The sequence below is a fragment of the Kitasatospora sp. NPDC001132 genome (genome assembly GCF_053598415.1).
This window is the reverse complement of the sequence record NZ_JBSFKF010000014.1, coordinates 1-25166: the sequence shown is the minus strand read 5'-3', so window position 1 is coordinate 25166 and position 25166 is coordinate 1. Positions and strand designations below refer to the sequence as shown.

The 25166-nt window shown below is 73.5% G+C and carries 23 protein-coding genes; 14 read left to right on the top strand and 9 right to left on the bottom strand.

The window, feature by feature from the left end; genetic code table 11:
- The first annotated feature begins 297 nt into the window (after window positions 1-297).
- Both ACWDBE_RS20175 and ACWDBE_RS20170 read left to right on the top strand, forming a co-directional pair.
- The gene (locus tag ACWDBE_RS20175) at window positions 298-699 is read left to right on the top strand and encodes a DUF5994 family protein (RefSeq protein ID WP_449787793.1); all 402 of its coding nucleotides are present in this window, start codon (window positions 298-300) and stop codon (window positions 697-699) included.
- A gap of 208 nt (window positions 700-907) precedes the next feature.
- Window positions 908-2176: an ATP-binding protein gene (locus ACWDBE_RS20170; protein WP_449787792.1), complete on the top strand. Its 1269-nt coding sequence runs from the start codon at window positions 908-910 to the stop codon at window positions 2174-2176.
- A 116-nt stretch (window positions 2177-2292) separates the two neighbouring features.
- Here the strand turns inward: ACWDBE_RS20170 and ACWDBE_RS20165 are convergent, their stop codons facing one another.
- The 4 genes from ACWDBE_RS20165 to ACWDBE_RS20150 form a co-directional block, all read right to left on the bottom strand.
- Window positions 2293-2541, bottom strand: a complete 249-nt coding sequence (locus ACWDBE_RS20165; RefSeq protein ID WP_449787791.1) for a hypothetical protein — start codon at window positions 2539-2541, stop codon at window positions 2293-2295.
- Between the two features lie 55 nt (window positions 2542-2596).
- Entirely contained in the window at window positions 2597-3088 is a 492-nt protein-coding gene (locus ACWDBE_RS20160; protein ID WP_449808689.1) for a DUF5994 family protein, read from the bottom strand.
- A 156-nt stretch (window positions 3089-3244) separates the two neighbouring features.
- On the bottom strand, window positions 3245-4450 hold the full coding sequence (locus tag ACWDBE_RS20155) for a PP2C family protein-serine/threonine phosphatase (protein ID WP_449808688.1): 1206 nt from the start codon (window positions 4448-4450) through the stop codon (window positions 3245-3247).
- Between the two features lie 414 nt (window positions 4451-4864).
- Window positions 4865-5791, bottom strand: a complete 927-nt coding sequence (locus ACWDBE_RS20150) for a LysR family transcriptional regulator (protein ID WP_449787788.1) — start codon at window positions 5789-5791, stop codon at window positions 4865-4867.
- Window positions 5792-5935: 144 nt separating this feature from the next.
- Between ACWDBE_RS20150 and ACWDBE_RS20145 the strand changes: the two genes are divergently transcribed.
- A complete protein-coding gene (locus ACWDBE_RS20145) occupies window positions 5936-7192 on the top strand; it encodes an MFS transporter (RefSeq protein ID WP_449787787.1) in 1257 nt (418 codons plus the stop codon).
- Between the two features lie 102 nt (window positions 7193-7294).
- On the opposite strand, the gene ACWDBE_RS20140 is transcribed toward ACWDBE_RS20145, so the two are convergent.
- Window positions 7295-8413 carry a nucleotide disphospho-sugar-binding domain-containing protein gene (locus ACWDBE_RS20140; RefSeq protein WP_449787786.1) on the bottom strand — a complete coding sequence of 373 codons (1119 nt, stop codon included), beginning with the start codon at window positions 8411-8413 and terminating at the stop codon, window positions 7295-7297.
- A 194-nt stretch (window positions 8414-8607) separates the two neighbouring features.
- Window positions 8608-9390 carry an alpha/beta fold hydrolase gene (locus ACWDBE_RS20135; RefSeq protein WP_449808687.1) on the bottom strand — a complete coding sequence of 261 codons (783 nt, stop codon included), beginning with the start codon at window positions 9388-9390 and terminating at the stop codon, window positions 8608-8610.
- Between the two features lie 348 nt (window positions 9391-9738).
- On the opposite strand from ACWDBE_RS20135, the gene ACWDBE_RS20130 reads away from it, so the two are divergent.
- Entirely contained in the window at window positions 9739-10218 is a 480-nt protein-coding gene (locus tag ACWDBE_RS20130) for a hypothetical protein (protein ID WP_449787784.1), read from the top strand.
- Window positions 10219-10787: 569 nt separating this feature from the next.
- On the opposite strand, the gene ACWDBE_RS20125 is transcribed toward ACWDBE_RS20130, so the two are convergent.
- Both ACWDBE_RS20125 and ACWDBE_RS20120 read right to left on the bottom strand, forming a co-directional pair.
- Window positions 10788-11450 carry a response regulator gene (locus ACWDBE_RS20125; protein WP_449808686.1) on the bottom strand — a complete coding sequence of 221 codons (663 nt, stop codon included), beginning with the start codon at window positions 11448-11450 and terminating at the stop codon, window positions 10788-10790.
- A 97-nt stretch (window positions 11451-11547) separates the two neighbouring features.
- Window positions 11548-12858 (bottom strand): sensor histidine kinase, encoded by a 1311-nt coding sequence (locus ACWDBE_RS20120; protein WP_449808685.1) that lies wholly within the window; start codon window positions 12856-12858, stop codon window positions 11548-11550.
- Window positions 12859-13234: 376 nt separating this feature from the next.
- On the opposite strand from ACWDBE_RS20120, the gene ACWDBE_RS20115 reads away from it, so the two are divergent.
- From ACWDBE_RS20115 to ACWDBE_RS20085, 7 genes are all read left to right on the top strand, one after another.
- Window positions 13235-13795, top strand: coding sequence for a GlcG/HbpS family heme-binding protein (locus ACWDBE_RS20115; protein WP_449787781.1), 561 nt, complete (start codon window positions 13235-13237; stop codon window positions 13793-13795).
- Between the two features lie 158 nt (window positions 13796-13953).
- Window positions 13954-14409 (top strand): YunG family protein, encoded by a 456-nt coding sequence (locus ACWDBE_RS20110; protein WP_449787780.1) that lies wholly within the window; start codon window positions 13954-13956, stop codon window positions 14407-14409.
- 18 nt (window positions 14410-14427) lie between these two features.
- Window positions 14428-15411 (top strand): NAD(P)-dependent oxidoreductase, encoded by a 984-nt coding sequence (locus tag ACWDBE_RS20105; RefSeq protein ID WP_449787779.1) that lies wholly within the window; start codon window positions 14428-14430, stop codon window positions 15409-15411.
- A 124-nt stretch (window positions 15412-15535) separates the two neighbouring features.
- Window positions 15536-16117, top strand: a complete 582-nt coding sequence (locus ACWDBE_RS20100) for a flavodoxin family protein (RefSeq protein ID WP_449808736.1) — start codon at window positions 15536-15538, stop codon at window positions 16115-16117.
- Window positions 16118-16508: 391 nt separating this feature from the next.
- Complete coding sequence (locus ACWDBE_RS20095) at window positions 16509-17660, top strand: LPXTG cell wall anchor domain-containing protein (RefSeq protein ID WP_449808684.1); 1152 nt, start codon at window positions 16509-16511, stop codon at window positions 17658-17660.
- A 231-nt stretch (window positions 17661-17891) separates the two neighbouring features.
- Complete coding sequence (locus ACWDBE_RS20090) at window positions 17892-19154, top strand: hypothetical protein (protein ID WP_449808683.1); 1263 nt, start codon at window positions 17892-17894, stop codon at window positions 19152-19154.
- Between the two features lie 54 nt (window positions 19155-19208).
- Window positions 19209-20003, top strand: a complete 795-nt coding sequence (locus ACWDBE_RS20085; RefSeq protein ID WP_449808682.1) for a MerR family transcriptional regulator — start codon at window positions 19209-19211, stop codon at window positions 20001-20003.
- 82 nt (window positions 20004-20085) lie between these two features.
- Here the strand turns inward: ACWDBE_RS20085 and ACWDBE_RS20080 are convergent, their stop codons facing one another.
- Complete coding sequence (locus ACWDBE_RS20080; RefSeq protein ID WP_449788094.1) at window positions 20086-21093, bottom strand: helix-turn-helix domain-containing protein; 1008 nt, start codon at window positions 21091-21093, stop codon at window positions 20086-20088.
- Window positions 21094-21452: 359 nt separating this feature from the next.
- Between ACWDBE_RS20080 and ACWDBE_RS20075 the strand changes: the two genes are divergently transcribed.
- From ACWDBE_RS20075 to ACWDBE_RS20065, 3 genes are all read left to right on the top strand, one after another.
- Window positions 21453-22130, top strand: coding sequence for an RNA polymerase sigma factor (locus ACWDBE_RS20075; protein ID WP_449808681.1), 678 nt, complete (start codon window positions 21453-21455; stop codon window positions 22128-22130).
- Entirely contained in the window at window positions 22127-23566 is a 1440-nt protein-coding gene (locus ACWDBE_RS20070) for a hypothetical protein (RefSeq protein ID WP_449808680.1), read from the top strand. Before ACWDBE_RS20075 ends, ACWDBE_RS20070 begins: the two co-directional genes overlap by 4 nt.
- 259 nt (window positions 23567-23825) lie before the next feature.
- Entirely contained in the window at window positions 23826-25031 is a 1206-nt protein-coding gene (locus tag ACWDBE_RS20065; RefSeq protein WP_449808679.1) for a hypothetical protein, read from the top strand.
- Window positions 25032-25166: the final 135 nt, after the last annotated feature.

Sequence of the window (25166 nt, the reverse complement as noted above, 5' to 3'; positions counted from 1 at the left end):
GTTCCCGTCTCCGGCTGCCCGCCGGAGCGGGATCTGCCGGGCTGTGCTTCACCCAGAACGAAGCCGGAACGGGGACCGGGATGCGGGATGCCCTGGATGTCTCCGAGACTACTCCTGCGGTGGGCAGCTCGGGGGAGGCCGTGGGGGAGTAGCGTGGAACACAACCGAGGACATTCCGCACACCGGCATCAGCGTCGACGTCGCCCTGGGTCATGACGGGTCCCTCGTGGACCGGACGGGCGGCTTCGCATGATGCCGATTCCTTTCCCGACTTCTTCCTCTTCCGGCCCGTGGACAGTGTCCGGTGCGCCGCTGCTGCCGCGCTTGGAGCTGGAGCCGACGATGGCGCGGGAGGGCGTCTTCGACGGGGCCTGGTGGCCCCGCTCGAACCACGTCCTCGCCGAACTGCCGGACCTGATCACCGCGCTCGGCGCCCACTTCGGGCGCATCGTCCGGGTCGGCCTCGACACCGCGGCCTGGGACAGTGTGCCCCGGTCCGTCGCGGCGAACGGCCTGACGATCAGGATCAACTGGTTCGCCGGCAGCGACGCGACGATCAGCGTCACCCGGGGATTCCAGGACCACTTCCTGCTGCTGGTGGTGCCGCCCGGCACCGCCCCGGACATGGCCGCCTCGGCGATGGCCGGCGCCTCCGTGACCGGTAACCACACCCCGGCGGCAGAACTCCTGCTCGCCTGAACGGCCGTTCCCGCGGCGGTCCGCGTCGGCATGCCGAGCAGGAGGAGGACGGCCGAGGCGGTGGGGCGGGGAGGAATCCGTCGCGAACGCCCGCCTCGGCGCGCACCAGGCGCGGTCGCCCGCCCGGCGAGCGACCACGCCGGAGCCGATCGATGATGGAAGTCCAGGGGCACGCGACGTTCGAGAGCGGCGTATGCGAGAGCGGCGTATGGCTGTGTGGCATGTCCGGGACTTCACACCGGACGACCTCGAAGCGATGGTCCGGCTCGACGCCGAGAGCGCCACCACGGATCACGCCGCCGTCTTCCGCCTCTCCGACGTGGTCGCCGCGTTGCAGGCACGGAATCCGAGCGTCGTCGTGGTGGCCGACGGACATCTCGTGGGCGCGGCGGTGGGCCGGGTGGACGGGGACCGGGCATGGGTGCTGCGCATCGCCCTGCACCCCGCCTGGCGGAACCTGGGCATGGGCACCGCCCTGCTGTCCGCGCTGGAGCATCGTCTGCGGGACGCCGGCGCCAGGATCGTCGCGGCGCTTCTGCCCGATGAGGAGACCGGCGCCACCGCACTGGTCAACTCCGGATTCCAACCCCACCGGGGGCTCACGTACTTCGAGAAGTCGGAGGCCGTCAGTGCCCAGGGCGCGACGGTCCTGGCGATGCTGGGCGCGGTCATGCCCGAAGCCCGTCTCTGGGAGCGGCTCACGGGCATGGCCGACGAGAAGCGGCTCATCGAACGGCGACTGGTGCTGCCCCTGGCGAACCCCGAGCTGGCGGACGCCCATGGAGTGGAACCGCCCCGCGCGGTCGTGCTGTTCGGTCCGCCGGGCACGGGCAAGAGCACGTTCGCCAAGGCCGTGGCCGGTCGGCTCGGCTGGCCGTTCATCGAGATCTTCCCCTCCCGGCTCGCCTCCGAGGACGGGCTGGCCACCGGACTCAGCCGCCGCTTCGAAGAGGTGGTGCAGCTCGACCATGTGCTGCTCTTCATCGACGAGGTCGAGGAGGTCGCCGGTACGCGCAGCCTCGCCGCCCCAGCGTCGGTCGGCGTGGTCAACGAACTCCTCAAGTCGATCGTGCGGTTCCGTGAGCGCGACGGCCGGCTCCTCGTCTGCGCCACCAACTCGGTGGCCGCCCTGGACCCGGCGTTCCTGCGCCACGGCCGGTTCGACTACGTCCTGCCGGTCGGGCCGCCCGATGTCACGGCCCGCGACGCGCTGTGGGCCGGCTACACCGCGAAAACGGGTACCGCCGCCGACACGGCGGTCCTCGCCGAAGCCAGCGAGGGCTTCACTCCCGCCGACATCAGGCAGGTCGCCATGGCGGTCGCCCAGAGCGCGTTCGAGCACACGCTGGACACGGGGGAGCGGACCCAACCCAGTACTCAGGACTATCTGGACGCCATCCACCGCACCCGTCCGACCGTTTCCGAGGAGATGGCCCGGGAGTTCGCCGACCAGGCGGTCCGTTACGGGCGCGTCTGAGGGGCCGCCCTCGTCGTCGCTCGGTGTCCGTCCGAAGGCGCCGGGCGGAAACCCGACGGGGCAACCGTCGTCGGGGCCTGCGGTTCGCCCGGAGCGGATCGCCGCCAGTACGTCCGTCAGTACTCGGAGCCGCTTCGCAGGTAGGTGCCCACGACCTGGAGCCACGCCCCGGAGCTGAAGCACGCCTCGATCCGGTGCGGCGTGTCCTCGAAGACCCGCAGGACGCGCAGCGCGCCGCTCGGGTGCAGGTCGTACTCGAAGGTGACGCCGTCGTCCGTGCCGTCCTCGTACTGCAGGTCCAGCGGTCCCTTCGACGGCTCCGCCGGGGCGCGGGCGTCGGCCGAGAGTTTCACGTAGACGGACATCTCTGCGTCCTGCCTTTCCTGTCCGCTGGAGGAGCCGGGCCCACGAGGCCGTTCCTCAGGTCTCTTCGCCCGGCGGTTCGGAGCCGATGCCGAGGGCGACGAGGATCTGCCGTGCCGAGTCGCTTCCGCCTGCCTCGACCGCGCGGGCCATCGCGGCCAGGGCCGCCTCCTGGCTCGCCTGCGGGGGGACGACGAGCAGGCTGAAGTGATCGCGGTCGCCCCGCGTGACGATCACCGTGTCGTCACCGACCGGGTACCGGTCGATGTGCACCGACCGGCCGTCGACGACCAGCCGGGCCGGTACGTCGTCCCAGGCTTCCGCGTCCAGGCCGACGCTCGCGACGGGGCCGAGGTGTTCGGTCAACGCGCGGACCAGACCAGGCAGTTCGGCGCCGACGTCCCGTGAACGCGGCCACCATGCACCGTCGAGCACACCCTCGCGCGACTGGGTGGTCTCCAGGCGCAACAGGACCGTCCCGGGCTTCGCGGCCTGCCGGAACCGGTCCGGCAGAAGTCCCGGGAACGCGGCACCGGCTTCGTCCGACATGGCCCGCCACCTATCCGCGGACGCGGCCCAGCCCCCGCTGAGCGAGGGCCGACCCTCGGGGGAGCGGCGGCTCCGGCCGCTCCGATATCCCCACGGTACTCCGCCCGCACCGGGCCGGCCCGGCCGGTCACGAAAGCCCTGGTCGGGGCCGGTGCGTCAGCGCCACTCGATCAGGAAGAGGGTGGCGTCGTCGCTCGTGCGCCCGCCCCGCTTCTCCTTCAGGACGTGGGAGAGCGCGCGGACCACGGCCCGCACCCCGTCCTGCGAGCGCTCGACGCGGTTGACCCAGTCGATGAGCTGCTCCTCCCCGAACTGCTCCCCGCCGGCCTCGCGCTCCTCGACCAGGCCGTCGGTGAAGCACAGCACCCGGTCACCGTGCCGCAGCACCCGCTCGCTGATCACCGGCTCCTCACCGCCGAACCCGACCGGCAGGGTGGTGGCGCTCTCCAACCGTTCGACGACGACGTGGTCGCGGATCAGCAGCGGCTGGGGATGGCCGGCGTTGACCCGCTGCAGGTGGCCGGTCCCGGTGTCCAGGCGCATCATCTGCGCGGTGACGAAGTGGTCCGGCCCGAACTGCTCGGCGATGGCCCGGTCCATGAACGCGTAGATCTCGGCCAGCCCGATGTCGGCGCGCCGGGCGTGCCGGTACGCGCCGATGGCCACGGTCGCCATGGTCGCGGCGTCCAGCCCGTGGCCCATCGCGTCGATCGTGGCGACGTGCAGGAGGCCGTCGTTGAGCGCGTAGTCGAAGCTGTCCCCGGCCACCTGGTAGGCCGGTTCGAGGATGCCGGCCACGGCGACCCGGGGAACGGCCATCGACAGCGGTGGCAGCAGCGACCACTGGATCTCGGCGGCCACGCTCATCGGTTCGAGGCGCCGGGCCTGGAAGATCCGGTCGGTGTAGCCGCTCTTGGTGACCAGCAGATCGGCGACCAGGGCGGCGAGGCGCCGCAGCCGCCGCCGGTCGTCCTCGTCGACGGCATCCAGGGTGAGGGCCAGTACCCCCACCTCGTCGCCGCCGTCCAGCAACGGCAGGTACACCCGCACCCCGTCGGCCTGCGGTTCCTCGACGGCGGCACCGCGCAGGAAGGCCGCACCCGCGGGGGAGCCGTCGATCGGCACCGGCTCCCCGGCGGCCAACCCCCGCCCCGGCAACGGCGCCAGCACCACTTGGCCGTAGTCCTGCAGCAGCAGCGCCGGGTCACGGCCGCCGAACCTGCGCACCGCGTCGGCGACCAGCGGGGCGATCAGCCGGGGCGGCAGCTCGTGGGCCTGATCGAGCAGTGCCCCCAGCAGGTGTTCGCCGTGCCCCTCCGACCGGTCCGGTCGCGCTGCGCCGGACAGCTGCTCGCCGCTCATCCTTGCTCACCGCCGTCCTACTCCCGCCGCGGGCACTCGACACCGGCTTGATCAACCCCGACACCCGGGTGCAGTTCGCCGGGGCAGGTCCTTCCATTACGCCCGACGGCGGTGCATCGCGCCCTTCGGCCACGTCTCGCGGACGCGGGCCTCCGAGCGGACGACTCCGGCGCGTGCCAGATGCGTGCCAGAACGGGCGGTGGTCGACGGGCAGCAGTGGTCTGCGCCGGGTGTCCGAAGGGGTCGACCGCGGCTGTATTCTCGCAGGTCATGGGCCATTTTCGGCCCGGAGGCCCAGAGATTCCCAAGCTTAGAGCGCGAGTTCGATTCTCGTCGCCCGCTCCACTACCGAAAGCCGCAGGTCACATGACCTGCGGCTTTCGCGTTGTCGGGGCTGGGGCGGCCCGGGCGGGGTCAGTGGGGGTGGACCCAGGTGGGGGTCCAGGTGTCCGGGGTGGCGGGGGCGGTGGCGAGGTGGGCGCGGAGAGTGGGGAGGGCGGGGTGGGGGTTGTCGCGGTGCCAGAGGAGTGAGTGGGGGTAGACGGGGGTCGGGTCGGTCACCGGGATGCGGCGCAGGCCGTGGCCGGCGGGCCAGACGAGGCGGGTCCGCTCGCTCATGAAGGTGGCCAGGGCCGGGGTGTCGGCGACGGTGTCGAGGAGGGCGTCGGAGCCGAAGTTGGGGCCGGTGGACTCGATGGTGAGGCCGAACTCGGCGACGAGGTCGTCGTAGTAGGCGCCCCACTCGCTGCCGGGGACGATGCCGGGCATCCAGATCCGGTGGCCGACCAGGTCGGCGACGGTCACCGCCCTGGCGTCCGCCAGGGCGTGGGCGGGGCCGGTGAGGAGCTGGAGGGGTTCGTCGAGGACCCGGACGGACTCGATGTCCTCGGGGAGCGGCCGGCCGGGCATGGCGACGGCGCGGAAGGAGGCGTCGATGGTGCCGGAGCGGATGGCGGCGACGGCGGTCTCGATGTCGAGCAGCATCAGCACGTCGAGCTCGATCCCGGGGTGGGCGCGGTGGAAGTCGCGCATCAGGCCCGAGGCCGCGCCGCGCGAGTTGATCACGTCGACGCGCAGCGGGCGGCGGCCGGCGCGCACGGACGCGACCGCGCGCTCGGCGGCGCGCAGCAGCTCGCGCGCGTGGGGCAGGAAGGCCTGTCCGTCGATGGTGAGTTCGGCGCCGCGCGGGGTGCGGGTGAACAGTCGGACGCCGAGGTCGCGCTCCAGTGCGGCGACGCGCTTGGAGACGGCCTGCTGGGTGACGGCCAGGTCGACGGCGGCCTTCTGGAACTGGCCGGCTTCGGCGATGGCGGCGAAGGTGCGCACTGCTTCGAGGTCCACGCCGACCCACCCTAGGGAACAACCACTGGTTGTGCAGGAGGGGTGAGGCGGTTGTTTGACCCCTTGTCCTGGCGTCGGATTGGCTCTCCCCGGTCAACCGCGGTTTGTGCGGTCGGACGTCGAGTCGAGGGGAGCGCACCGCGGATGAGGGGCGGGAGACGGTTGGGCCGGCCGTTCGGCCGGCTGTGGGCGGCGTACGCGGTGAGCGCGTACGGGTCCGGGCTGGGGTTCGGGGCGCTGCCGCTGATCGCGGTCCTGGTGCTGCACGCCGGGCCGGCCGAGGTGTCCGCGTTGTCGGCGGTGGGGCCCGCGGTGGGCGCGCTGGTCGCGGTGCCGCTCGCGCCGTGGGTGGAGTTCCGGCGCAAGCGCCCGGTCATGATCGCGATGGACCTGGTCCGGTTCGCGGCCATGGCGACGATCCCGGTCGCCTACGCCTTCGGCCTGCTCGGCTTCGTCCAGCTGCTCGTGGTGTCGGTGGTGGTCGCCGCGGCCAGGATCGCGTTCGGCGCGGCCAGTGGCGCGTACCTCAAGGCCATCGTCCGGCCGGACGACCTGCTGGTGGCCAACGCCCGCCTGGAGTCCACGAACTGGAGCTCCATCGCGGTCGGGCCGCCGCTGGGCGGGGCGGCGGTCGGCCGGTTCGGGCCGGTCACCACGGTGGTGGCCGACGCGCTCAGCTACCTGCTCTCCGCGCTGTGGATCACCGCGATCCGTGGCCGGGAGGAGGCGCCGCGGCGGGCCGGCGGGAGTTCGGTCCGAGCCGGAACGGTGCTCGACGGCTGGCGGCACATCACGGGTGACCCCGGGCTGCGGGCGCTCTACCTCAACAACCTGCTCGTCGCCGGTCTGATCATGGCCACCGAGCCGGTGCTCGCGGTGCTCCTGCTGCGCCAACTCCACTTCGCCCCGTGGCAGTACGGCCTCGCCTTCGCGGCGCCCTGCCTCGGCGGGCTGATCGGCTCCCGGCTGGCCCGGCGGGTGGTGGAGCGGTACGGCCGGGACCGGGTGCTCCGGACCGTCGGCACCCTGCGCGCCGTCTGGCTGATCGGCCTGGTCTTCGTCCGGCCCGGCGTGGTCGGCCTCGTCACCGTGATGGCCGTCGAGCTGGCGATCATCGTCAACATGAGCCTGTTCAACCCGGTGCTCGCCACCTACCGGCTCGAACGCACGCCCGAGCACCTCCTCGCCCGCACCCTGTCCGCCTGGTCGATCGGGCAGCAGGCGTCCGTCGCCGTCTGCACCGCGCTCGGCGGGCTGCTCGCCGACGCCACCGGCCCGCGCACCGCCCTCACGGTCGCGGGACTGCTCATCCTGGCCACCCCGTTCCTGCTGCCCCGGGCCGACCGGACGCGGTCGGAAGCCGTGCCGGACGACCCGGCGGCACGGAGGTCACCCGTCTGAGCGTCGACCGGCCGCGCTGCCAGAGGGACGGTACGGCGGCAGCCGCGGGTCGGTGGACCCGCGGCTGCCGCGGGCTCGGGCGCAGGAGCGCCCGAGCGGGGATCAGTGGCGGGCGGCGAGCTCCTCCAGCGTGGCGACCAGGGCGGCCGGGGCGGGCAGGGCGGTGTTGACGGACTGCAGACGCTGGGCGGCGTCGCGGAGCGCGGGGTCGGTGAGGACGCGTTCGAGCAGCGGGGTGTCGACGGCGTCGGAGGCGGAGCTCAGCGCGGCGCCGGTGGCGGTGAGGGCCTCGGCGTTGAGGAAGTGGTCCGCGCCCTGCGGGAGCAGCAGCTGGGGCAGGCCGGCCTGGACGGCGGTCAGCATGGTGCCCGAGCCGCCGTGGTGGATCAGCGCGTCGGCCTGGCTGAGCAGTTCGTTGAGCGGGACCCAGGGCAGGCCGCGGACGTTGTCGGGCAGGGTGCCGAGCGGAGCGAGGTCGGCGCCGCCGACCGCGAGCAGGAAGTCGGCGTCGACCTCGGCCGCCGCCTGGACCATGCGGACCACCGCGCGGACGCCGTCGAGCTCGGAGAGCACGGTGCCCAGGGTGACGACCGCCCGCGGACGGTCGGGCTTGCGGAGGAACTCGGCGGGGACGACGCCGCCGCCGTTGTACGGGACGTAGCGCATCGCGAGGCCGTCCGGGTCGCCGCCGAGCGGGCCGACGTTGAGCGTCGCGGCGATCGACGGCCCGGCCAGGCCCCACTCCTGGTACAGGTCGGGCACGTGCGAGGCCACCAGTTCGGCCATGGAACGGCCGGGACTGGCACCGAAGTTGTGCACGACCGACGGGATCCTGAGCCGGGTGGCGACCAGCGGGGCGGCGGAGTGGAAGGCATCGTGGACGATCAGGTCGGCGCCCCAGTCGGTGGCGGCCGCCAGCAGGCCGTCGACGTCGGGGCGGGAGGCGTACGCGAACATCGCGGCCGCCATGTCGAAGATCTCTTCCTGGGTCTTGTCCTGGTTGACGTACTGGACCCGGCCGCCGAGGCGCTCCTCGACGATCTCCCGCAGGGTCCGGCCGTCGCCGATCTCCACGACCGGGAAGCCCGAGGGCCGGATCATGTCGAGCGGCTGTGCGCCGGCGAACAGCACCTCGTGCCCTGCGGCGCGCAGCGCCTGGGCGGTGGGCACCATCGGGTAGAGGTGACCGGCCGCGGCGGGGCCGGTGAAGAGTATGCGCATGGTCTTCTCCTTGCGAATGTTTCCGACAAGGCAGTCTCACCTTTCAAGTTGACGTTCAGTCAATTCGATATGAATCACCATGCGTGGTAATCAGCCGTTCTGGGACGGGGCTTGCCTCTCGGGTGTCGGTGTGCTCCTCGCGTCGGTCGCCCGGTGCGGGCGGGCGGGTCGGATTGCTCGGGCGGCCGGATCGTTCAGGCGGCGGCGAGGAACTCCCGGACGGCGCCGGTGAACGCCCCGGTCTCCTCGGCGAGCACGATGTGGCCGGTGTCGAACTCGGCGTAGGCGCTGCCGGGCAGGGCGGCGTGCAGCCGGCGGGCGTTCTCCACCGGGACGGTGGCGTCCCGGGTGCAGCCGATCACCAGGGTGGGGGCCTGGACGCGCGGGAGCAGCGGGCCGAGGTCGAGGGCCAGGTTGAGGGCGATGTGCCGCAGGGTGCCCGGAGTCGGCCGCAGGTAGGCGGTGTTGGCCTGGACGGCGGCGCGCCCGATCCGGTCGAGGAAGCCGCGGCTGAAGGCGGTGAGGGTGGCGTAGCCGCCGAACGCGGTGGGGTGGTCGGCGAGCGAGAGCCAGGTGGCCATGGAGAGCCGCAGGTACTCGTCCTGCTCCGCGCTGATCCAGCCGGCCGCGGCGACCAGGCGGCGGACCCGCCCGGGGTGCAGGGCGGCGGTCGCGGTGGCGACGACGGCGCCGAGCGAGAAGCCGAGGACGTCGGCGGGACCGCGGCCGGCGTCCTCGATCACGGCGGCGACCTGGGCGGCCAGGGTCTCCAGGGCGAGCGGAGCGCCGTCGTCCTCGGCGGCCTCGCTGCCGGAGAGGTCGGGCAGCAGCACGGTGTAGCGGTCGGTGAAGGCGTCCAGCAGGCCGTCCCACATGGCGGAGCCGGGGCCGGTGCCGTGCACCAGGACGAGGGTGTCGGGGCCGTCGCCGACGACGCGGTAGGGGATGCGGGCGGTGTCGACGGTGATGACGGGCATGGCGGGTCCTCTCGATGGCGGGTCAGAAGGCTTGCCTGGGAGGCCGGTCGGCGGTTCGGGCCGCCCGGCCGGCGATAAGTAAACTACACAGTGCAGAGCAGTGATTCAACTGCACCGTGCAGTGCACTATGAACGTGTGGGAACGGTGAGGGACGGGACCGGGAGGGGAACTGCCCGTACCCGTCCGCCGTCCAAGCAGTGACGGAATGCCTGCCCGGGTTGAACACCGGGAGGAGTACGGAGGGCCCTGTGCAGTCAGGTGGTGCCGAACTGAACCTCGGACGCCCGGGTGGCGGCCCCGGAGGGGCGCGGATCGCGCCGGTTCGCCGACCGGGGTCGAACCCCGGGGTGACGGCCGATCAACTCGACGCCGCCGAACGCTGCGAGACGCTGCTCCAGGACACCCTGGACGCCGTCCGTCCGGCACCGGTCTGGCAGGGGGCGCCCGCGCGGGCCGGAGCGCGGCTGCCGCTGCCGGGGCGTGAGTCGGAACTGCTCTGGTACGTCACCCGCGGCCGGGACCTCCTCACCGTCGTCTCGCTGCCCCGGCGGGCGGTGCTGGCGGACGTGGTGGAGCGGCACTGGCGCCGGCGCGGCTGGACGATCACCTCGCTGAACGCCGACCGGGACCGCCCGGGTGTCGCCGCGACCACCCCGGACGGATACCGGCTGGCGCTGCGCTTCGGGGAGTCGGGCGAGGCCGGGCTGACCGCGAGTTCGCCCGGTGTGGCCCGCTCGGAGCGCGGCCCGGTGCTGTCCGGTGGTGTCGACCGCTGTGCGCCACCGCTGCCGTACGTCCGCTGTCCGCACTGGAGCGCACTGGGCTAGTCGCCCTGGTTGTTCCGGCCGCCCCGGTTGTTCTGACGGTTCCGCCCCGACTGTTCCGGCTGCTCGGGGCCGCTCTCCGGGTGGCGGGCCGGAGCCCAGCCGCAGGGCCGTGGGTGCCGACCGGGGGAGGCGTGGAGCGAGTCCCCCCGGACCCGCTCCACGCCGCCTCACCGCGCGGCTTCGGCGCTGCCGCTCCCCCCGACACCCCGGCAAACCCACCGATCCCCCCTGGCCACACCCTCCGGCGAGAGTGGTCCGCACAGGCCCCGGCGAGCCCCCACCCGGGGACGTCGTGATCTCACGCTAACAAACCGCGTGGTTGGTTTGTCAATAGTGAAATCCATGAAACATCCACATTGTGACGAAGGGCTCGGCAGTGGCCGGATAGGCCTCGTACCAGGGATTTGTGGCCGTGCCGGGGTAGTCCGCCCGCCCACCCCCGCCCGCGCCGGGCGGGGGTGGGCGGGGGCGCGCACCGGACGGAATCCGACATTCCGAGCATCATGGCAGCACGCAGTGACACCGGACGGGCGCCCAGCGCAGCCGGGGGAGGGGCGGAGCGGGCGGGCTCAGCGGAGCAGCCGGCGCTCCTTCGCCACCGCCACCGCGCCCGCCCGGGTGTCCACGCCCAACTTGTCGTAGATCCGGCCGAGGTGAGTCTTCACGGTGGCCTCGCTGATGAACAGCGCCCGGGCGATCTCCCGGTTTCCCAGCCCCTGAGCCAGCTGTTCGAGGATGTCCTGCTCGCGCTCGGTCAGCTGCGGCGAGGGAGCCCGCATCTGTGCCATCACCCGCGAGGCGACCGGCGGGGAGAGCACCGTCCGGCCCTGTGCGGCCGCGTGCACGGCGGCGAAGAGTTCCTCCGGGCGCTCGGCCTTCAGCAGGTAGCCGGTGGCACCGGCGGCGATGGCCCGGGTGATGTCGGCGTCGGTGTCGTAGGTGGTGAGCACCAGGACGTGCGGCCCGCCCGGGGCGGCGGTGATCCGCCGGGTGGCCTCCACCCCGTCGATGCCGTCGCCGAGTTGGAGGTCCATCAGCACGACCTGGGGCGCCAGCCGGGCGGCCAGCGCGACGGCCTCCTCGCCGGTGCTCGCCTCGCCGACCACCTCGATGTCGCCGGCGCTCGCCAGCAGTGCCAACAGGCCGGCCCGCACCACGGCGTGGTCGTCGCAGACCAGCAGTCGGACGGGAGCCGTCCGGGCGGGAGTCGTGCGGGCGGGGCTCGCGCTCATGGCTGCTCCAGGGTCATCGCTGTTTCTGACCGGTCGGTGCTATTGCTGATCGCCGCTCCGGGCTGATCGTCGCTCCGGGTTGATCGTCGCTCCGGGCTCACCGCTGCTCCAGGGGCACCGCGGCGGAGACGACGGTGCCCTCACCGGGCGCGCTCTCCACGGTCAGCCTGCCACCCAACTGCCGCAGCCGGGCACGCATGGCCGGCAGGCCGTACCCGCGCCGGCTCCCGCTCTCGCCCCCGCCCCCGCTCTCGCCCCCACCCCCGCTTTCGCCCCCACCCCCGGTGCCGACCGCGTCCGGGTCGAAGCCCCGCCCGTCGTCGGCGACGTCCAGCACGGCCTGGTCGCCGAGGAAGGACAGCGTGATCGCGGCGGCCGACGCCCCGGCGTGCTCGCGGACGTTGGCCAGCGCGCCCTGGGCGATCCGCAGCAGCGCGGACTGTGCGGCGGTGGGCAGCGGCACCGGCGTGCCGTCCAGGTGGAAGCGGACCGGCAGCCCGCTCTCGGTGGACTCCCGTTCGGCCAGCGCCCGCAGCGCCCGGTCGAGGGTGCGGCCGTCGGACAGCTCCACCGGGGCGAGGTCGTGGACGAAGCGGCGGGCCTCGGCCAGGTTCCGGGCGGCCACCTCGGCGGCGGTGCGGACGTGGGTGCGGGCGGTCGCCGGGTGGGTGTCCCAGGTGCGCTCGGCGGCTTGGAGCAGCATCTGCTGGCTGGACAGGCCCTGCGCCAGGGTGTCGTGGATCTCCATCGCCAGTCGCGCGCGCTCGGCCAGGGTGCCCTCCCGCCGCTCGGTGGCGGCGAGTTCGCGCCGGGTGCGGACCAGGTCGGCGATCAGCGCGCGCTGCCGGGCGGCCTGCCGGGCCATGAAGAGGAAGACGCCGGTGGCGAGCGCGGCCACCGCGGGCGGCAGCAGGACGAGGGTGGCGTCGACGCCGCCGGGCAGCCGGATCTCGGCGATCACCACCAGCAGGGTCAGCGCGCCGACCAGCGGGATGGCCGCCTTCGCGGGCAGCGCCCGCAGCGCGGTGTAGATCAGCGGGACGGCGCACCAGGCGAAGCTCGGCGCGAGCAGCACCAGCACCACCCAGAGCGCCACCACCAGGGCCAGCGGCCACCGGCGGCGCCGGCCCGGGGAGGTCGGCCGGTGGTGGTCGAGCCAGGACCCGGCCGGTCGGGCGACCGCGAGGGCCGCGCTCAGCCCGATCACCCAGGGCGCCTGGGCGTTGCCGGAGTGGTGGCTGAGGTAGCGGTTGAGCGAGGCGGCGAGCAGCAGCAGGAAGGCGGAGTCCAGCAGCAGCGCGAGCCGGCCCGCGTCCGGATCGCCGGCGTCGGGCCCGAGGACGCCGCGAAATCCGGCACCGGTACGGTCCGCAGCGCGGCGGCCGACGGTCGGGCGGGGCTGCTGCACGGGTGGCTCCTGGCTGAACGGGTGGTGCGTGCGCGGCCGGTGGGTCCGCACCGACCGAGGGGCGGCGTGCCGGTCGGCGCCGGCCCGTGCCGGTCGGCGCCGGCCCGTACCGCTCGGCGCCGGCCCGTACCGGCCCGTCCGGAACCGCACTGACCTGCGTCGATCCCTCGATGGTGACCCGTCCGGCCCGGGTCCGCATCAGCCGATCGGTTGACGCCGCCGTCCACCATCATGCCGGGACGCCCGCGCCGGACCGTTGATGTGGCGGCCCCTGCCCCGGCCGGAGGATCGAAGCACGCCGCCGGACGATCCCCCCGACGGTCCGGCGGCCCCCGAACCCCCACCCGACCCCGCAGATCCGCTGAGGAGCTGGACCATGAAGAAGACCTCCGTGCGCACCCGGGTGCTGACCGGCACCGTCGTCGCCGCCGCGGTCGCCGCCGCCACCATCGGCGCCGTCTCGGCCAGCGCCGAGTCCACCGACACCCCGGCCGTCCCGGCCGCGGCGAAGGCCGACACCCAGAACAAGAACCTGGCCCCGAGCAGCGGTCTGACCATCGACGCCGCCACCCGCGCCGCCCAGGCCGCACTGGACGCGGCCACCAAGGCCGGCCAGCACGTGTCGGTCGCGGTCGTCGACCGTGACGGTGTCACCCGGGTGCTGCTGAAGGGCGACGGCGCCGGCCCGCAGGCCCCGGTCTCGGCCGAGCGCAAGGCCTTCACCGCGGTGTCCTGGAACGCCCCGACCTCGGAGCTGGCCAAGCGCCTGGCCCAGGCCCCGAACCTGAAGGACATCCCGGGCACCCTGTTCCTGGCCGGCGGTGCCCCGATCCAGTCGAAGGGCGCTCCGATCGCGGCCGTCGGTGTCGCGGGCGCGCCCAGCGGGGACCTGGACGAGCAGTTCGCGCAGGCGGGCGTCGCCGAGCTGGCGAAGTGACGCGAGCCCGGCCGGTGGCCCGCCCCGCGCGGGGGCAGGGGCCGCCCGGCCGGCCCGGGGTCTCGTTCGGGTGAACACAGGGAGGGTCGCCGCAGAACACGGGATGACCCTTCGAAAAGCCGGTGCCACTGTCAGTGGCGCGTGGCAGGCTTCCCGGTATGACGGCGTGGACCCTCAACGACATCGAACGTGCGATCCGCTCCTCCTGGGGTGTCGACACCTGTGCGCCCGAGGATCTGGCCCACTGGCGTCCCGACAATCCCGCCCGCGGCCAGTGCGGGGTGACGGCGATGGTGGTGCACGACCTGCTCGGCGGCGAGCTCATGATGGGCGAGGTGTACGTCGACGGGGTGCGGACGGATCTCCACTGGTGGAACCGTTTCGCCACCGGCTTCGAGATCGACCTCACCCGCGAGCAGTTCGGGCCGGACGAGCTGGTCGGCCCCGGCCGTCCGGTCGCCCGCCCGGCCCGCCCCGGCCGCCTCCAGGCCCAGTACGAGCTGCTGCGCGGCCGGGTGGTCGCCGAGCTGGAGCGCGGCGCCGCCGCCGACCGCACGCGGGTGCCGGCCCGGGCCGCCCGGGCCGCCGCCACCCGGGCCCGTGCCTGCGCCTGAGCCGCACCCCGGCCACGGGTGCGCCGAGGCGTTCGGCAGCCGGTGTCGTCCGGCCCGCAAGGCCCCCTGACGTACAGTCGGTCGCATACGAGCAGTGGCGACCAGGGGAGTGCGCGGATGAGCGGGCGGACGATTGGCTTCGTCGGGCTGGGCGGGATGGGGCGCGGCATGGCCGGCAGCCTGCTGCGGGCCGGCCACACGGTACGGGTCTGGAACCGCTCGCCCGAGCCGGTGGCCGCGATGGTGGCCGAGGGCGCGCAGGCGGCCGACTCGCTCGCCGAGGTGTTCGCCGCCGACACGGTGGTCTCCATGCTCGCCAACGACGCGGCGGTCGAGCAGCTGCTGCTCGACCCCGCGCTGCTGGCCGGCGCCGAGGCGACCCTGCACGTCAACATGGCCACCGTCTCGCTCGCCCTCGCCGAACGGGCCGAGGCGCTGCACGGCGAGCACGGCATCGGCTACGTCGCCGCCCCGGTGCTCGGCCGTCCGCCGGTGGCGGCGGCCGGGCGGCTGAACATCCTGGCCGCGGGCGCACCCGACCTGCTGGAGCGGGCCGAGCCGCTGTTCGCCGCGATGGGCGAGCGCATCTGGTACTTCGGGGACAGCCCCCGGCAGGCCAACACGGCCAAGATCAGCACCAACTTCCTGATCGCCTGCGCGATCGAGTCGATGGCCGAGGCGTGCAGCCTGGCCGACGCGAACGGCGTCCGGCCGACCGAGCTGGTCGAGATGCTCACCGCCACGCTCTTCCCCGGGCCGATCTACGGCGGCTACGGCGCGATGGTGGCCGAACGCCGCTACGAGCCGGCCGGGTTCCGGCTGCCGCTCGGGCTCAAGGACGTCGGCCTCGCGCTGGAGGCGGGCGCCGCGCGCAACGTCCCGCTCCCGTTCGGCAGCATCCTGCGGGACGCCTTCCTGGACGCGCTCGCCCACGGCGACGGGGAGAAGGACTGGGCGGCCGTCGCCGCCGTCGCCCGCCGCCGGGCCGGACTGCCCGCCTGACCGCCGTCCGGTCTCCCGCGCCAACCCCAGTGCTCTGCAAGGGGGTTGGCGCGGGCGCGGAATAAACGGACCTTCGATGGCCGCTCTCTCCTCCGTCTGTTACCGCAACGACGGGGGAGTCATGATGGTCGATCAGCCGTCCGGCGCCGCGGCGCCGCGTCGTTTCCTGTTCCTCGACGCCAGCGCGCGCACCGACGGTAACTCCGTCCGGCTGGCCCGGCTGGCCGCCGGGTCGAGCCTGCCGCCCGGCGCCGAGCAGCACTGGCTGCGGCTGGAGGACCACCCGCTGCCGCCCTTCCGGGACCTGCGGCACGCCGGCGACGGCCGCTACCCCGAGCCGGTCGGCCACGAGCGGGCCCTGCTGGACGCCACGCTCGCGGCCACCGACCTGGTCTTCGTCGCGCCGCTGTACTGGTACTCGCTGCCGACCAGCGCCAAGCTCTACCTCGACCACTGGTCGGCCTGGCTGCGGCTGCCCGGGGTGGACTTCCGCGCCCGGATGCGCGGCCGCACGCTCTGGGGCGTCACCGCACTCGCCGCCGCCGAGGAGGACAAGGCCGAACCGCTGGTCGCCACCCTCCGGCTGACCGCCGAGTACATGGCGATGCGCTGGGGCGGAGCGCTGATCGGCAGCGGCAACCGCCCGGGCGAGGTGCTGGACGACGAGCGGGCGGTGATCGCGGCCAAGTCCTTCTTCGCGGGCTGAGTCGGGGCTCGGCCCGGCCCGAGCCCCGGGCGTACACCGCGGGCCGACCTTCGACGGGCCGACCTTTGACGGGCCGGGCGCGGCCGGACCCGGCCAGACGTCCACGTGCGTTCGCCCCCCGCCGGAGGAGGCCCTGCGGTACCGTCCCACGGGCGTGTACCCGTCACCGCGGGTCTACTTCAGGTGAGGTGCAAAAGACTTACAGCTGGCCAGAGTTGGGCGATTCGGGCATCGATTTCCCCGGTCCTGGGCGCAGCGTGCCACCCGCCTTCCGGACCGGTCGGATCGTTCGGTACTCTCCGTCGGACTTTCAGCTTCGCGGGGGGTACTGCGGCGTCTGCGGCCGCCCCCTCGCGCCCGGGCCTCGCCCGGACACTTCCGTGAGGTCTCCTTGTCCATACGTCGCAGTCTTGCCCTTGCCGGAGCCGCCGCGCTCGCGTCCTCGCTCGTGCTGGCGGGCGCCCAGGGCGCCATGGCCGTCGGCACCCCCGGCACCCCGTCCGCCGTCGCCTCCCAGGCCGACAAGGCGTCGCACGCGAGCCTCGACCTCTCGCTGAACAACGTGCCCGGCACCTTCATCGCCGGCGGTGACGCCCGCGAGTTCACCTTCAAGGTCGACAACCGGACGAAGCACGACTTCGTCTTCATCCCGCTGCTCAAGTTCAAGAGCAAGGCGGGGTCGCTCCAGGCGAAGGACCTCAAGGTCCAGTACCGGCTCCCCGGGGGCGAGTGGCAGACCGCCGTGGTCGCCCCCGACAAGAGCGGGGAGAAGAAGAACGACTCCGTCCTGATGATGCTCGGCACCCTCGACGCCGACGGCAACCCGGTCGGCGACGACCTGCTCGGGGTGAACCGCGGCAAGAACGTCCCGATCAAGGTCCGGGCGTCCTTCGCCGACGGCTCCCCGCTCGGCCGGGCCGGCGTCGTCCCGGTCGTCTTCGCCGCCCAGCTCGACGACTCCAGCCACCAGCCGGTCGACAACGGCCACCTCAGCTGCGACGGCGGCGTGGGCTTCGTCATCAAGGCGCCGGGCGGCAAGCCGACCCCGACGCCCACCTCGTCGCACACCGGCAAGCCCAGCCCGACGCCGACCCAGACGGGCAAGCCCAGCCCGACCGCGAGCAGCTCCCCGTCGGCCACCGCGACCACCACGCCGACCGAGAAGCCGACCGAGAAGCCCACCGAGACGCCCACCGGCAAGCCGACCGAGACCCCGACCGAGAAGCCCACCGAGCAGCCGACCACCCCGGCCACCGGTACGCCCTCCGGTTCGGCCACCGCCCCGGCCCCGGCCGAGAGCACCGGCGACACCGCGGGCCCGATCGACTTCCCGGTGGAGCCCCCGGTCATCACCCCGCCGCCGCTGACCCCGGCCGTGGTCGACAAGGCCAAGGCCGCCGCCGACGGCGCCGACAAGGCCCTGGCCCAGACCGGCGGCGGCGACAACACCACGGTCATCGCGGCCACCGGTGGTGCCGTCCTGGTCGCCGGCATCGGCACCCTCGTGGTGCTGCGCCGCCGCAAGTCCGCGCAGCAGGGCTGACCCGAAGCGCTGACCGGGGCGCTGCCCCGAAGCGCTGACCCGAGGCGCTGACCGAGGCGCCGCCCCGAAGCGCTGACCCGGGCGCGCCGCCGAGAGCGCGCAGGCCCGGTCCCGTGCCGCCCGTGCCGCCCGCACCGTCCCGTCGGACGGATCCGCGGGCGGCACGGGCGGTTCTCCTCCGTCACATAGGATGTCCGGCCGGAGGGGGGCGGAACGGCGGGGAGAGGACAGGTGCGGGTAGTACGCACGGCACGGACCACCACCGACTACGAGGCGACCACCGGGCGGATCGCCGGACTGCCGCTCCGCAGGCACCACGTCCTGCTGGCCGCCTGGACGGTGCTCTGGTTCCTCCTGGTCGAGCCCAGCGGCGGCTTCTCGTGGCACTACCTGCGCCAGGGCGAGCAGCTGCTCTTCAGTGACCAGCCCGACGGCGGCCTGTCGCTCTACGCCCGCCACCCGGAGCTCCAGATCGGCCCGGTCAGTCTGGCCGCGGCCAGGCTCACCGCCCCGTTCGCGCCGCACACCGGCGAGCTGATCGCCGAGGCGGTGAGTGCCGGGCTGGGCCTGGTGATGCTGGTCCTGGTCGGCCGCACCGCCGCCCTGTACTACCTCGGCACCGGGACCAACCACCGGCGTCTCCAGCAGCGGCTGCTGATCGCCGGGCTGGCGTTCATCCCGATGTGGGTCGAGGTCTCGGTCCGCTTCGCGCACCTGGACGACGTCCTGGCGCTGTTCTTCACCACCCTCGCCGCGCACGCCCTGGCCCGCGGCAAGCCCGTCCAGGTCGCGGTGTTCCTGGCGCTGGCGGTCGATTCCAAGCCCTGGGCGATCGCCTTCGCCCCGCTGATCCTGGCGCTGCCCAGGCCCGCCTGGCTGCGCACCGCGCTCTGGTTCTGCGCCCTGGTGGCGATCGCCTGGCTGCCGTTCTACCTGGGCAACCTGGACACCATGGCGGCCGCCAAGTTCACCATCCCGAACCAGCCCGCCTCCGCGCTGCGCTGGTTCGGGGTCACCGACCCGGCCACCCCCTGGTGGGACCGTCCGACCCAGTTCGCGCTCGGCATCGGGCTCGGCTGCGTCGCCGTCTGGCGCGGCCGCTGGCCCGCCGTGGTGCTGCTGGGCGCGGACGCCCGCATCCTGCTCGACCCCAGCGTCTACACGTACTACACGGCCTCGATCCTGCTCGGCACCCTGCTCTGGGACGCGGTCGGGCAGAAGCGGCTCGTCCCGTGGTGGAGCTGGATAGCGCTGGCCTCGCTGTACGGCGGCACGCTGTTCCTGCCGTCCGACGCGGCCCGCGGCTTCGTCCGGCTCGCCTTCGTGGTGGTCTCCGCCTCGTACGTGCTGCTCTGGCCCACCCAGCGGTCCCGCCGGCAGCGGCCCGGCGCACCGGGAGACGGCGGCGGCCGCAGGGGTGGTCGGCGGCGCGAGCGGGTGCCGGTCGGCGCCGGGGTCCGAGAGGGGCGCGCCCGCGCCGCCGCCACGGCTTGACCCTCACGCGACGTGAGAGCCGAGGGTGGTGGTCAGCACCAGGGAGGAACTCCGATGACCAGTGAGGGCTACTCGGTCGGCGCCGTGGCGAAGATCGCCAAGGTGACGGTCCGCACCCTGCACCACTACGACGAGATCGGCCTGCTGTCCCCGGCCGGCCGTACCCGCTCCGGCTACCGCCGCTACGGGGACGCCGACCTCGACCGGCTGCAGCAGATCCTCTTCTACCGAGAACTCGGGTTCCCCCTGGAGGAGATCGCGGCGATCCTGGACGACGACTCGGTCAGCCCGACCGAACACCTCCGGCGGCAGCACCGGCTGCTCACCGACCGGATCAGTCACCTCCAGGAACTCGCCTCAGCCGTCGAACACGCCATGGAGGCACGGAGAATGGGCATTCAGCTGACCCCGGAGGAGAAGTTCGAGATCTTCGGCGAGGGCTACCAGGAGGAGTGGGAGCAGGAGGCCGAGCAGCGCTGGGGCGACACCGAGGCCTGGGCCGAGTCGCAGCGCCGCACCGGCGGCTACTCCAAGGCCGACTGGCAGCGCATCCAGGCCGAGATGACCGGGATCAACGACCGCCTGGCCGAGGCGGTCACCGCCGGCGAACCCGCCGACGGCCCGGTGGCCACGGACCTCGCCGAGGAGCACCGCCAGCACATCTGCCGGAACTTCTACGACTGCACGTTCACCATCCACCGCGGCCTGGCCGAGCTGTACGTCTCCGACTCGCGCTGGACCGACACCTACGAGAAGCTCGCGCCGGGCCTGGCCCAGTGGCTGCACGACGCCATCCTCGCCAACGCGGACCTGCGCGAGGCCGACCCCGAGGCGAAGCGCGAGGCGTGACAGCGGGCGCGCTCAGGCCACCCCGCATGCTCAGGCCACCCCGCGCGCTCGGGCCGCACCGCACGCAGGCCACCCCGCGCGCTCAGGCCGCCCCGCGCCCGAAGGAGCGCCGGTAGGAGGTCGGGGAGGTGCGCATCACCCGACCGAAGTGGTGGCGGAACGTCGCGGCGCTCTCGAAGCCGACCGCCGCGGCGATCTCCTCCACCGTCCCCTCCGGCGACTCCAGTAGCGCCAGACTGGCCGCGATGCGCTGGGTGACGACCCAGCGCATCGGGCTGGTCCCGGTGCGGGCGGTGAAGTGCCGCAGGTACGAGCGGTCCGACATCCGGGCGGCGCGGGCCAGTCGGGAGATGGTCAGCGGGGACGACAGGTGGTCCAGCGCCCACTGCATGCTGCGGGCTATGCCGTCCTCCTCGTCCTCGACCGGGCGGACCGCCGCCTCGACGAACTGGGCCTGACCGCCGTCCCGGTGCGGCGCCACCACGAAGCGCCTGGCCACCGTGTTCGCCACCTTGGCGCCGTGGTCCCGGCGGACCAGGTGCAGGCAGAGGTCGATGCCGGCCGCGCTGCCCGCGCTGGTCAGCACGTCGCCGTTGTCCACGTACAGCACGTCCGGGTTGACCCGCACCGCCGGGTGGCGCTGTTGGAGCAGCTCGGCGTACCGCCAGTGGGTGGTCGCCTCCCGGCCGTCCAGCAGCCCGGCGGCGGCCAGCGCGAAGGCGCCCCCGCAGATCGACACGATCCGGGCGCCGCGACCGTGCGCGGTGCGCAGCGCCTCGACCAGGGCGGGGGAGACGCCCCCGGCACCGCGGCCGGGAGGTGCCCCGACGCCGCCGAACACGTTGGGCACCCCGGGGACGATCACGGTGTCGGCGGCCGCCAGCTCGTCCAGCCCGTACGGGGCGGTCAGCGTGAAGCCGCCCACCGCGTCCAGCGGCGTCCCGGGCTGCTCGGCGCACACCTTCAGCCCGTACCAGGGCGCCGCCAGCAGGCCCGCCAGCTCGGGCCGCGCGAGCCCGAACACCTCGACCACCACGCCGAGTTCGAAGGTCGCCATGCCCGGGAAGGCGTACACCGCGACGTCGTGCACGGGCTCCGGGCGCCGGCCGATGGTGACGGACACCGGCCGCGACGCGGTGGCGGCGGCCGCGGCCGCACCCACGGCCGTACCGGTTCCGGCACCGACCGGGCCGTCGATGTTCTGCTCGGCCATGCGAACCCCCTGCTCACGGGTGGCGGAATGCCGGTGAGTGTAGCCGTCCGGACCCCCTCGGAACTTTCTTCGAACCCACCTGCAACCTCCGCTCCCGTCACACGTCCTTGACTACGGGGGGTGGAGGGAACCCGGCCGAGGGCGGGCTGGGATGATCCCCCCGATCACGATCTTGATCAGGTGACCTGACGGAACGGCGGCCGCCGTCACCGTCCCGGGGGAAAGCGGAAACGCAGATGTCCATGGCCATCGGGCCGACCGCCGTGCAGTCGGGGGGACGCGGCTTCTCCGTCCGAGGAGTGGTCGCCGCGCTGTTCGGGGCGCAGGAGGTCGGCGAGCCGCTCGCCGGCGTCGTCACCGAACAGGACGCGAAGCAGCGCCGTTCCGGCTTCCGCCTGTTGCGCGGCGGCCGCAAGCCCGCCGAGGACCGGCCCACCCTGACCGACCTCTACCACGCCCACCGGCTCGGTCTGGTCCGGATGGCGGTCCTGCTGGTCGACCACCAGGACCTGGCCGAGGACGTCGTCCAGGAGGCCTTCACCCAGCTCTACCAGCGCTACGGCGAGGAACTGGACGACCTCGACAACGCGCTCGGCTACCTGCGCACGTCGGTGGTCAACGGCGCCCGTTCGATGCTGCGCCGCCGCAAGACCGCCCGCGAGTACGTGCCGCCGCACGTGGCCGACGCCCCGTCCGCCGAGGACCACGCGGTGCTCAACGACGAGCACCGCCGGGTGCTGGTGGCCCTGCAGGAGTTGACTCCCCGCCAGCGCGAGGTGCTGGTGCTGCGCTACTGGTCCGACATGTCGGAAGCGCAGATTGCCGAGACCCTGGGGCTGTCCCGGGGTGCCGTGAAGTCCACCGCCAGCCGCGCTCTGGACGCCTTGGAAAAGCACCTGGAGAAGGTTCGATGACCGACAAGCTCCCCCGCCGCGCCGGCGGCGACGGCGACGGGCCGGCCGAGACACCCACGGAACGGCTGCTCCGCGAGGCGTTGACGGCCCGCGCCTCCATGGTCACGGCGACCGGCCTGCGCCCGGCCGCTCCCCCGAAGAGCCGGATCCGCCGACTGCGCCCGGTGTACGCCGTCACCCTGCCGCTCGGCCTGGCCGCCGCCATGGCGATCGGCGTGCTCACCTTCCACGGCGAGCCGGTCGCCCAGGACCAGGTCCCGCCGCCGGCCGCCACGCTGACCTCCGTGCCGAGTCCGACGCCCGAGCCGACCGGCGCCCCCAGCCCCGCGCCCGACCCCACCGACCCGGGCACCCCCGCCGGCGATGCCGAGACCGGCGTCCCGCTCGCCGACGGTGCCTCGTCCACGACCCCCGCCCCCAACGCCGCGACCGGTGCGGCGAGTTCGTACACCCTTCGAGGCGTCAAGTTCAAGGTCCCGGGAGGCTGGAAGGTCGTGCCGCGCTCGGCCGACCGGGTCTGCGTGCTGAGCCCCGGAGCGCCGACCGAGCCGCAGCAGGGCTGGACGCAGGCGGACTGCGAGCCCTACGGCGTCATGGTCGTGGTCTACAGCACCCCGGACGAGACCGACATCGGTGCCTGGCCGACGATGAACGACCTCGCCGCCCCCGACGGCTGGGGCCACCAGCCGAACTGCCCGGTCTGGGGCCGGCCCTACTTCCCCGACAGCGGCTACTCCTCGATGGGCGCCCCGGTGCGGACCAAGTCCACGGTGGGCGGCAAGTCGATCGACAAGACCCAGTGGAACGTCACCTGCAAGCCCGGGGACAGCTTCACCGCCCAGCTGTGGGGCATGGGTTCGGACCAGGTCTTCGTGGTGGCGAACGGGCTCAGGAGCGACTACCAGGCGGGCCTGACGTCGATCGTCAACAGCCTGGACGTGAGCGGCCACAAGCCGCCGACCGGGGTCGCGCAGAGCGGCAAGGACATCGCCATCACCGTCGACGGCGGCATCGGCGCGGGGCAGAAGGTGTCCAACGGCGGCACTCCGGTGACCTTCTCGGTGACCTACCGGAACACCGGCCAGAAGAGCTTCGCGAAGGTCCAGCCGCTGGTCTACACGAAGGAGTACGCCGGGACGCCGCCCAGCGAGATGGTCATGATGAACCAGGGCAAGCTGGAGCGCCAGGACGGCGGTGGCTGGACGGCGCTCCCGCTGTCGATGGGCGGCGGCATGGACTACGCGAAGACGGGCGAGAGCGCCGCGTTCTCGCTCGCTCCGGGTGAGAGCAAGAAGGTGACGTACCGGATGACCCTCGACCCGGTGGACGGGCCCGGGACGATGCCGGTGGCCGTCCAGGTGACGCTGCCGTACACCGGCACCTCGCTGAACGTCCTGAACGAGCTGACCGTCCCGGTGACGGTCGTGAAGCAGTAGTCCCAAGCGGGCCGTCGAGGCGCCGTTGCCGGGGTTCTCCCCTGGTCACGGCGCCTTTCGGCGTTCCGGGGCGGGTCGCGGGAAATTTCTTCGAACCCGGGTGCAACCCCCCGGCGGGATGGACGTCTATCAGGGTGAGAGGCGGGGAGAGCGAGCCGGCGAAGCCGGGGGGCTCGGGCCGGCTCCTCGGGGCGCGACAGTAGGCGCCCGCTCATCCGATCAAAACCACCATCACCATGTCCTTTGGGGGGACTGTCACATGAACGCGTCCGTTATCGCCCGTATTGCGAAGATCGTCCCGCTGGCCGTCGTCGCCGCCGTCGGTGTCGCCGCCTGCGGCCCGACCAACGGCGGGTCGTCCGTCGCCGCCTCCGCCGCCACCCCCTCGGCCAGCTCCTCGGCCACCCCCGGCGCGGGTGCCGTCCCGACCACCCCCGCCCCGGCCGCGCCCACCACCGCCGCGCCGGCCGCCACGCCCACGGCCGAGGCCCCGGCGGCGGAGGCCCCCGCCGCCGAGCCCGCCAAGCCCGCCGCGAAGGCCCCGGCCAAGCCGGCCACGAAGGCTCAGGCCAAGCCCGCCGCCGCCAAGCCCGGCGCGCCGAAGCCCGCCGCCCAGTCCGGCGGAAGCGGCATCGGGATCACCTTCAGCGGCCTGAGCGAGGGCGCGCAGATCGAGCTGAACGACCTGGTGACCTTCTCCGTCACCTGGAAGAACAACGACGCCACCGGCACCCGCAGCGTGGCCCCGGTGGTGGTGACCCAGCAGTACGAGGGCGCCCCCTGCGCGCGGGTGTCGGGCCTCGCCGACGGCACCCTGGAGCGAAAGGACGCCTCGGGCTGGAAGCAGCTGGACCACCTCAGCCAGGGCGCCGGGATGGACTACGTGATGAACCGCAGCGACGGGGCCTTCACGCTCGCCGCCGGCGAGAGCCGGACCATCGAGTACCGGATGCGGCTGTCCACGGCCAACCGCCCGGGCCGGCTCGGGATCGAGGCGGACGCCCCCGTGCCGAACTCCACGGACTACCAGGGCATCGCGAAGGCCGTGCTGAACGCCTCGGTCGTCGACCACCTCAGCCCAGAGGTGACCGGCGTGTCGAAGACGGGCCTCACGGTCGGGACGACCCCCGTCGAGTTCGGCTTCGAGGCCAACGCCGCGGGGGGCACCGCGAACCTGCGCCCCGTGGTGGGTGTGTCGAGCGCCTCGTGGCTGGCGGTGGGCGACTTCACGCTGGAGGCGAGGGTCGGCGCTGACTGGAAGCCGGTCGAGGTGCAGCAGGACTGCGACGGTCTGACCGCGGTCCTCCCGACCGGGATGGAGAGCAACCGGTGGGGTGACACGCTCGAGTACACCTTCCGGATCACCATGAAGGAGACCCCGAAGTACCCCGTGGAGGTCCAGGTGGGTGCCCGGTCGAACGGCCACCAGTCCGCCTACTGGGACGTCTTCGGCGACCGGGCCTGACAACCGGCCCGCACCTGAAGCCGAAGGGCCCGGCCTCCCACCTTGGGTTCTAGGAGTCGTTGCAACACCCCAGTTCAGGGGATGCATTGGACTTCGAGATCCGCGAGGACCGGACGGCTCAGGGGCCTGTGAAGC

Bases quoted from the DNA above. Each gene is read 5' to 3' on its own strand.
- ACWDBE_RS20170 (WP_449787792.1), top strand. From the start codon at position 908: ATGGCTGTGTGGCATGTCCGGGACTTCACACCGGACGACCTCGAAGCG.
- ACWDBE_RS20165 (WP_449787791.1), bottom strand. From the start codon at position 2,541: ATGTCCGTCTACGTGAAACTCTCGGCCGACGCCCGCGCCCCGGCGGAG.
- ACWDBE_RS20160 (WP_449808689.1), bottom strand. From the start codon at position 3,088: ATGTCGGACGAAGCCGGTGCCGCGTTCCCGGGACTTCTGCCGGACCGG.
- ACWDBE_RS20155 (WP_449808688.1), bottom strand. From the start codon at position 4,450: ATGAGCGGCGAGCAGCTGTCCGGCGCAGCGCGACCGGACCGGTCGGAG.
- ACWDBE_RS20145 (WP_449787787.1), top strand. From the start codon at position 5,936: ATGAGGGGCGGGAGACGGTTGGGCCGGCCGTTCGGCCGGCTGTGGGCG.
- ACWDBE_RS20140 (WP_449787786.1), bottom strand. From the start codon at position 8,413: ATGCGCATACTCTTCACCGGCCCCGCCGCGGCCGGTCACCTCTACCCG.
- ACWDBE_RS20135 (WP_449808687.1), bottom strand. From the start codon at position 9,390: ATGCCCGTCATCACCGTCGACACCGCCCGCATCCCCTACCGCGTCGTC.
- ACWDBE_RS20125 (WP_449808686.1), bottom strand. From the start codon at position 11,450: ATGAGCGCGAGCCCCGCCCGCACGACTCCCGCCCGGACGGCTCCCGTC.
- ACWDBE_RS20115 (WP_449787781.1), top strand. From the start codon at position 13,235: ATGAAGAAGACCTCCGTGCGCACCCGGGTGCTGACCGGCACCGTCGTC.
- ACWDBE_RS20110 (WP_449787780.1), top strand. From the start codon at position 13,954: ATGACGGCGTGGACCCTCAACGACATCGAACGTGCGATCCGCTCCTCC.
- ACWDBE_RS20100 (WP_449808736.1), top strand. From the start codon at position 15,536: ATGGTCGATCAGCCGTCCGGCGCCGCGGCGCCGCGTCGTTTCCTGTTC.
- ACWDBE_RS20085 (WP_449808682.1), top strand. From the start codon at position 19,209: ATGACCAGTGAGGGCTACTCGGTCGGCGCCGTGGCGAAGATCGCCAAG.
- ACWDBE_RS20075 (WP_449808681.1), top strand. From the start codon at position 21,453: ATGTCCATGGCCATCGGGCCGACCGCCGTGCAGTCGGGGGGACGCGGC.
- ACWDBE_RS20070 (WP_449808680.1), top strand. From the start codon at position 22,127: ATGACCGACAAGCTCCCCCGCCGCGCCGGCGGCGACGGCGACGGGCCG.
- ACWDBE_RS20065 (WP_449808679.1), top strand. From the start codon at position 23,826: ATGAACGCGTCCGTTATCGCCCGTATTGCGAAGATCGTCCCGCTGGCC.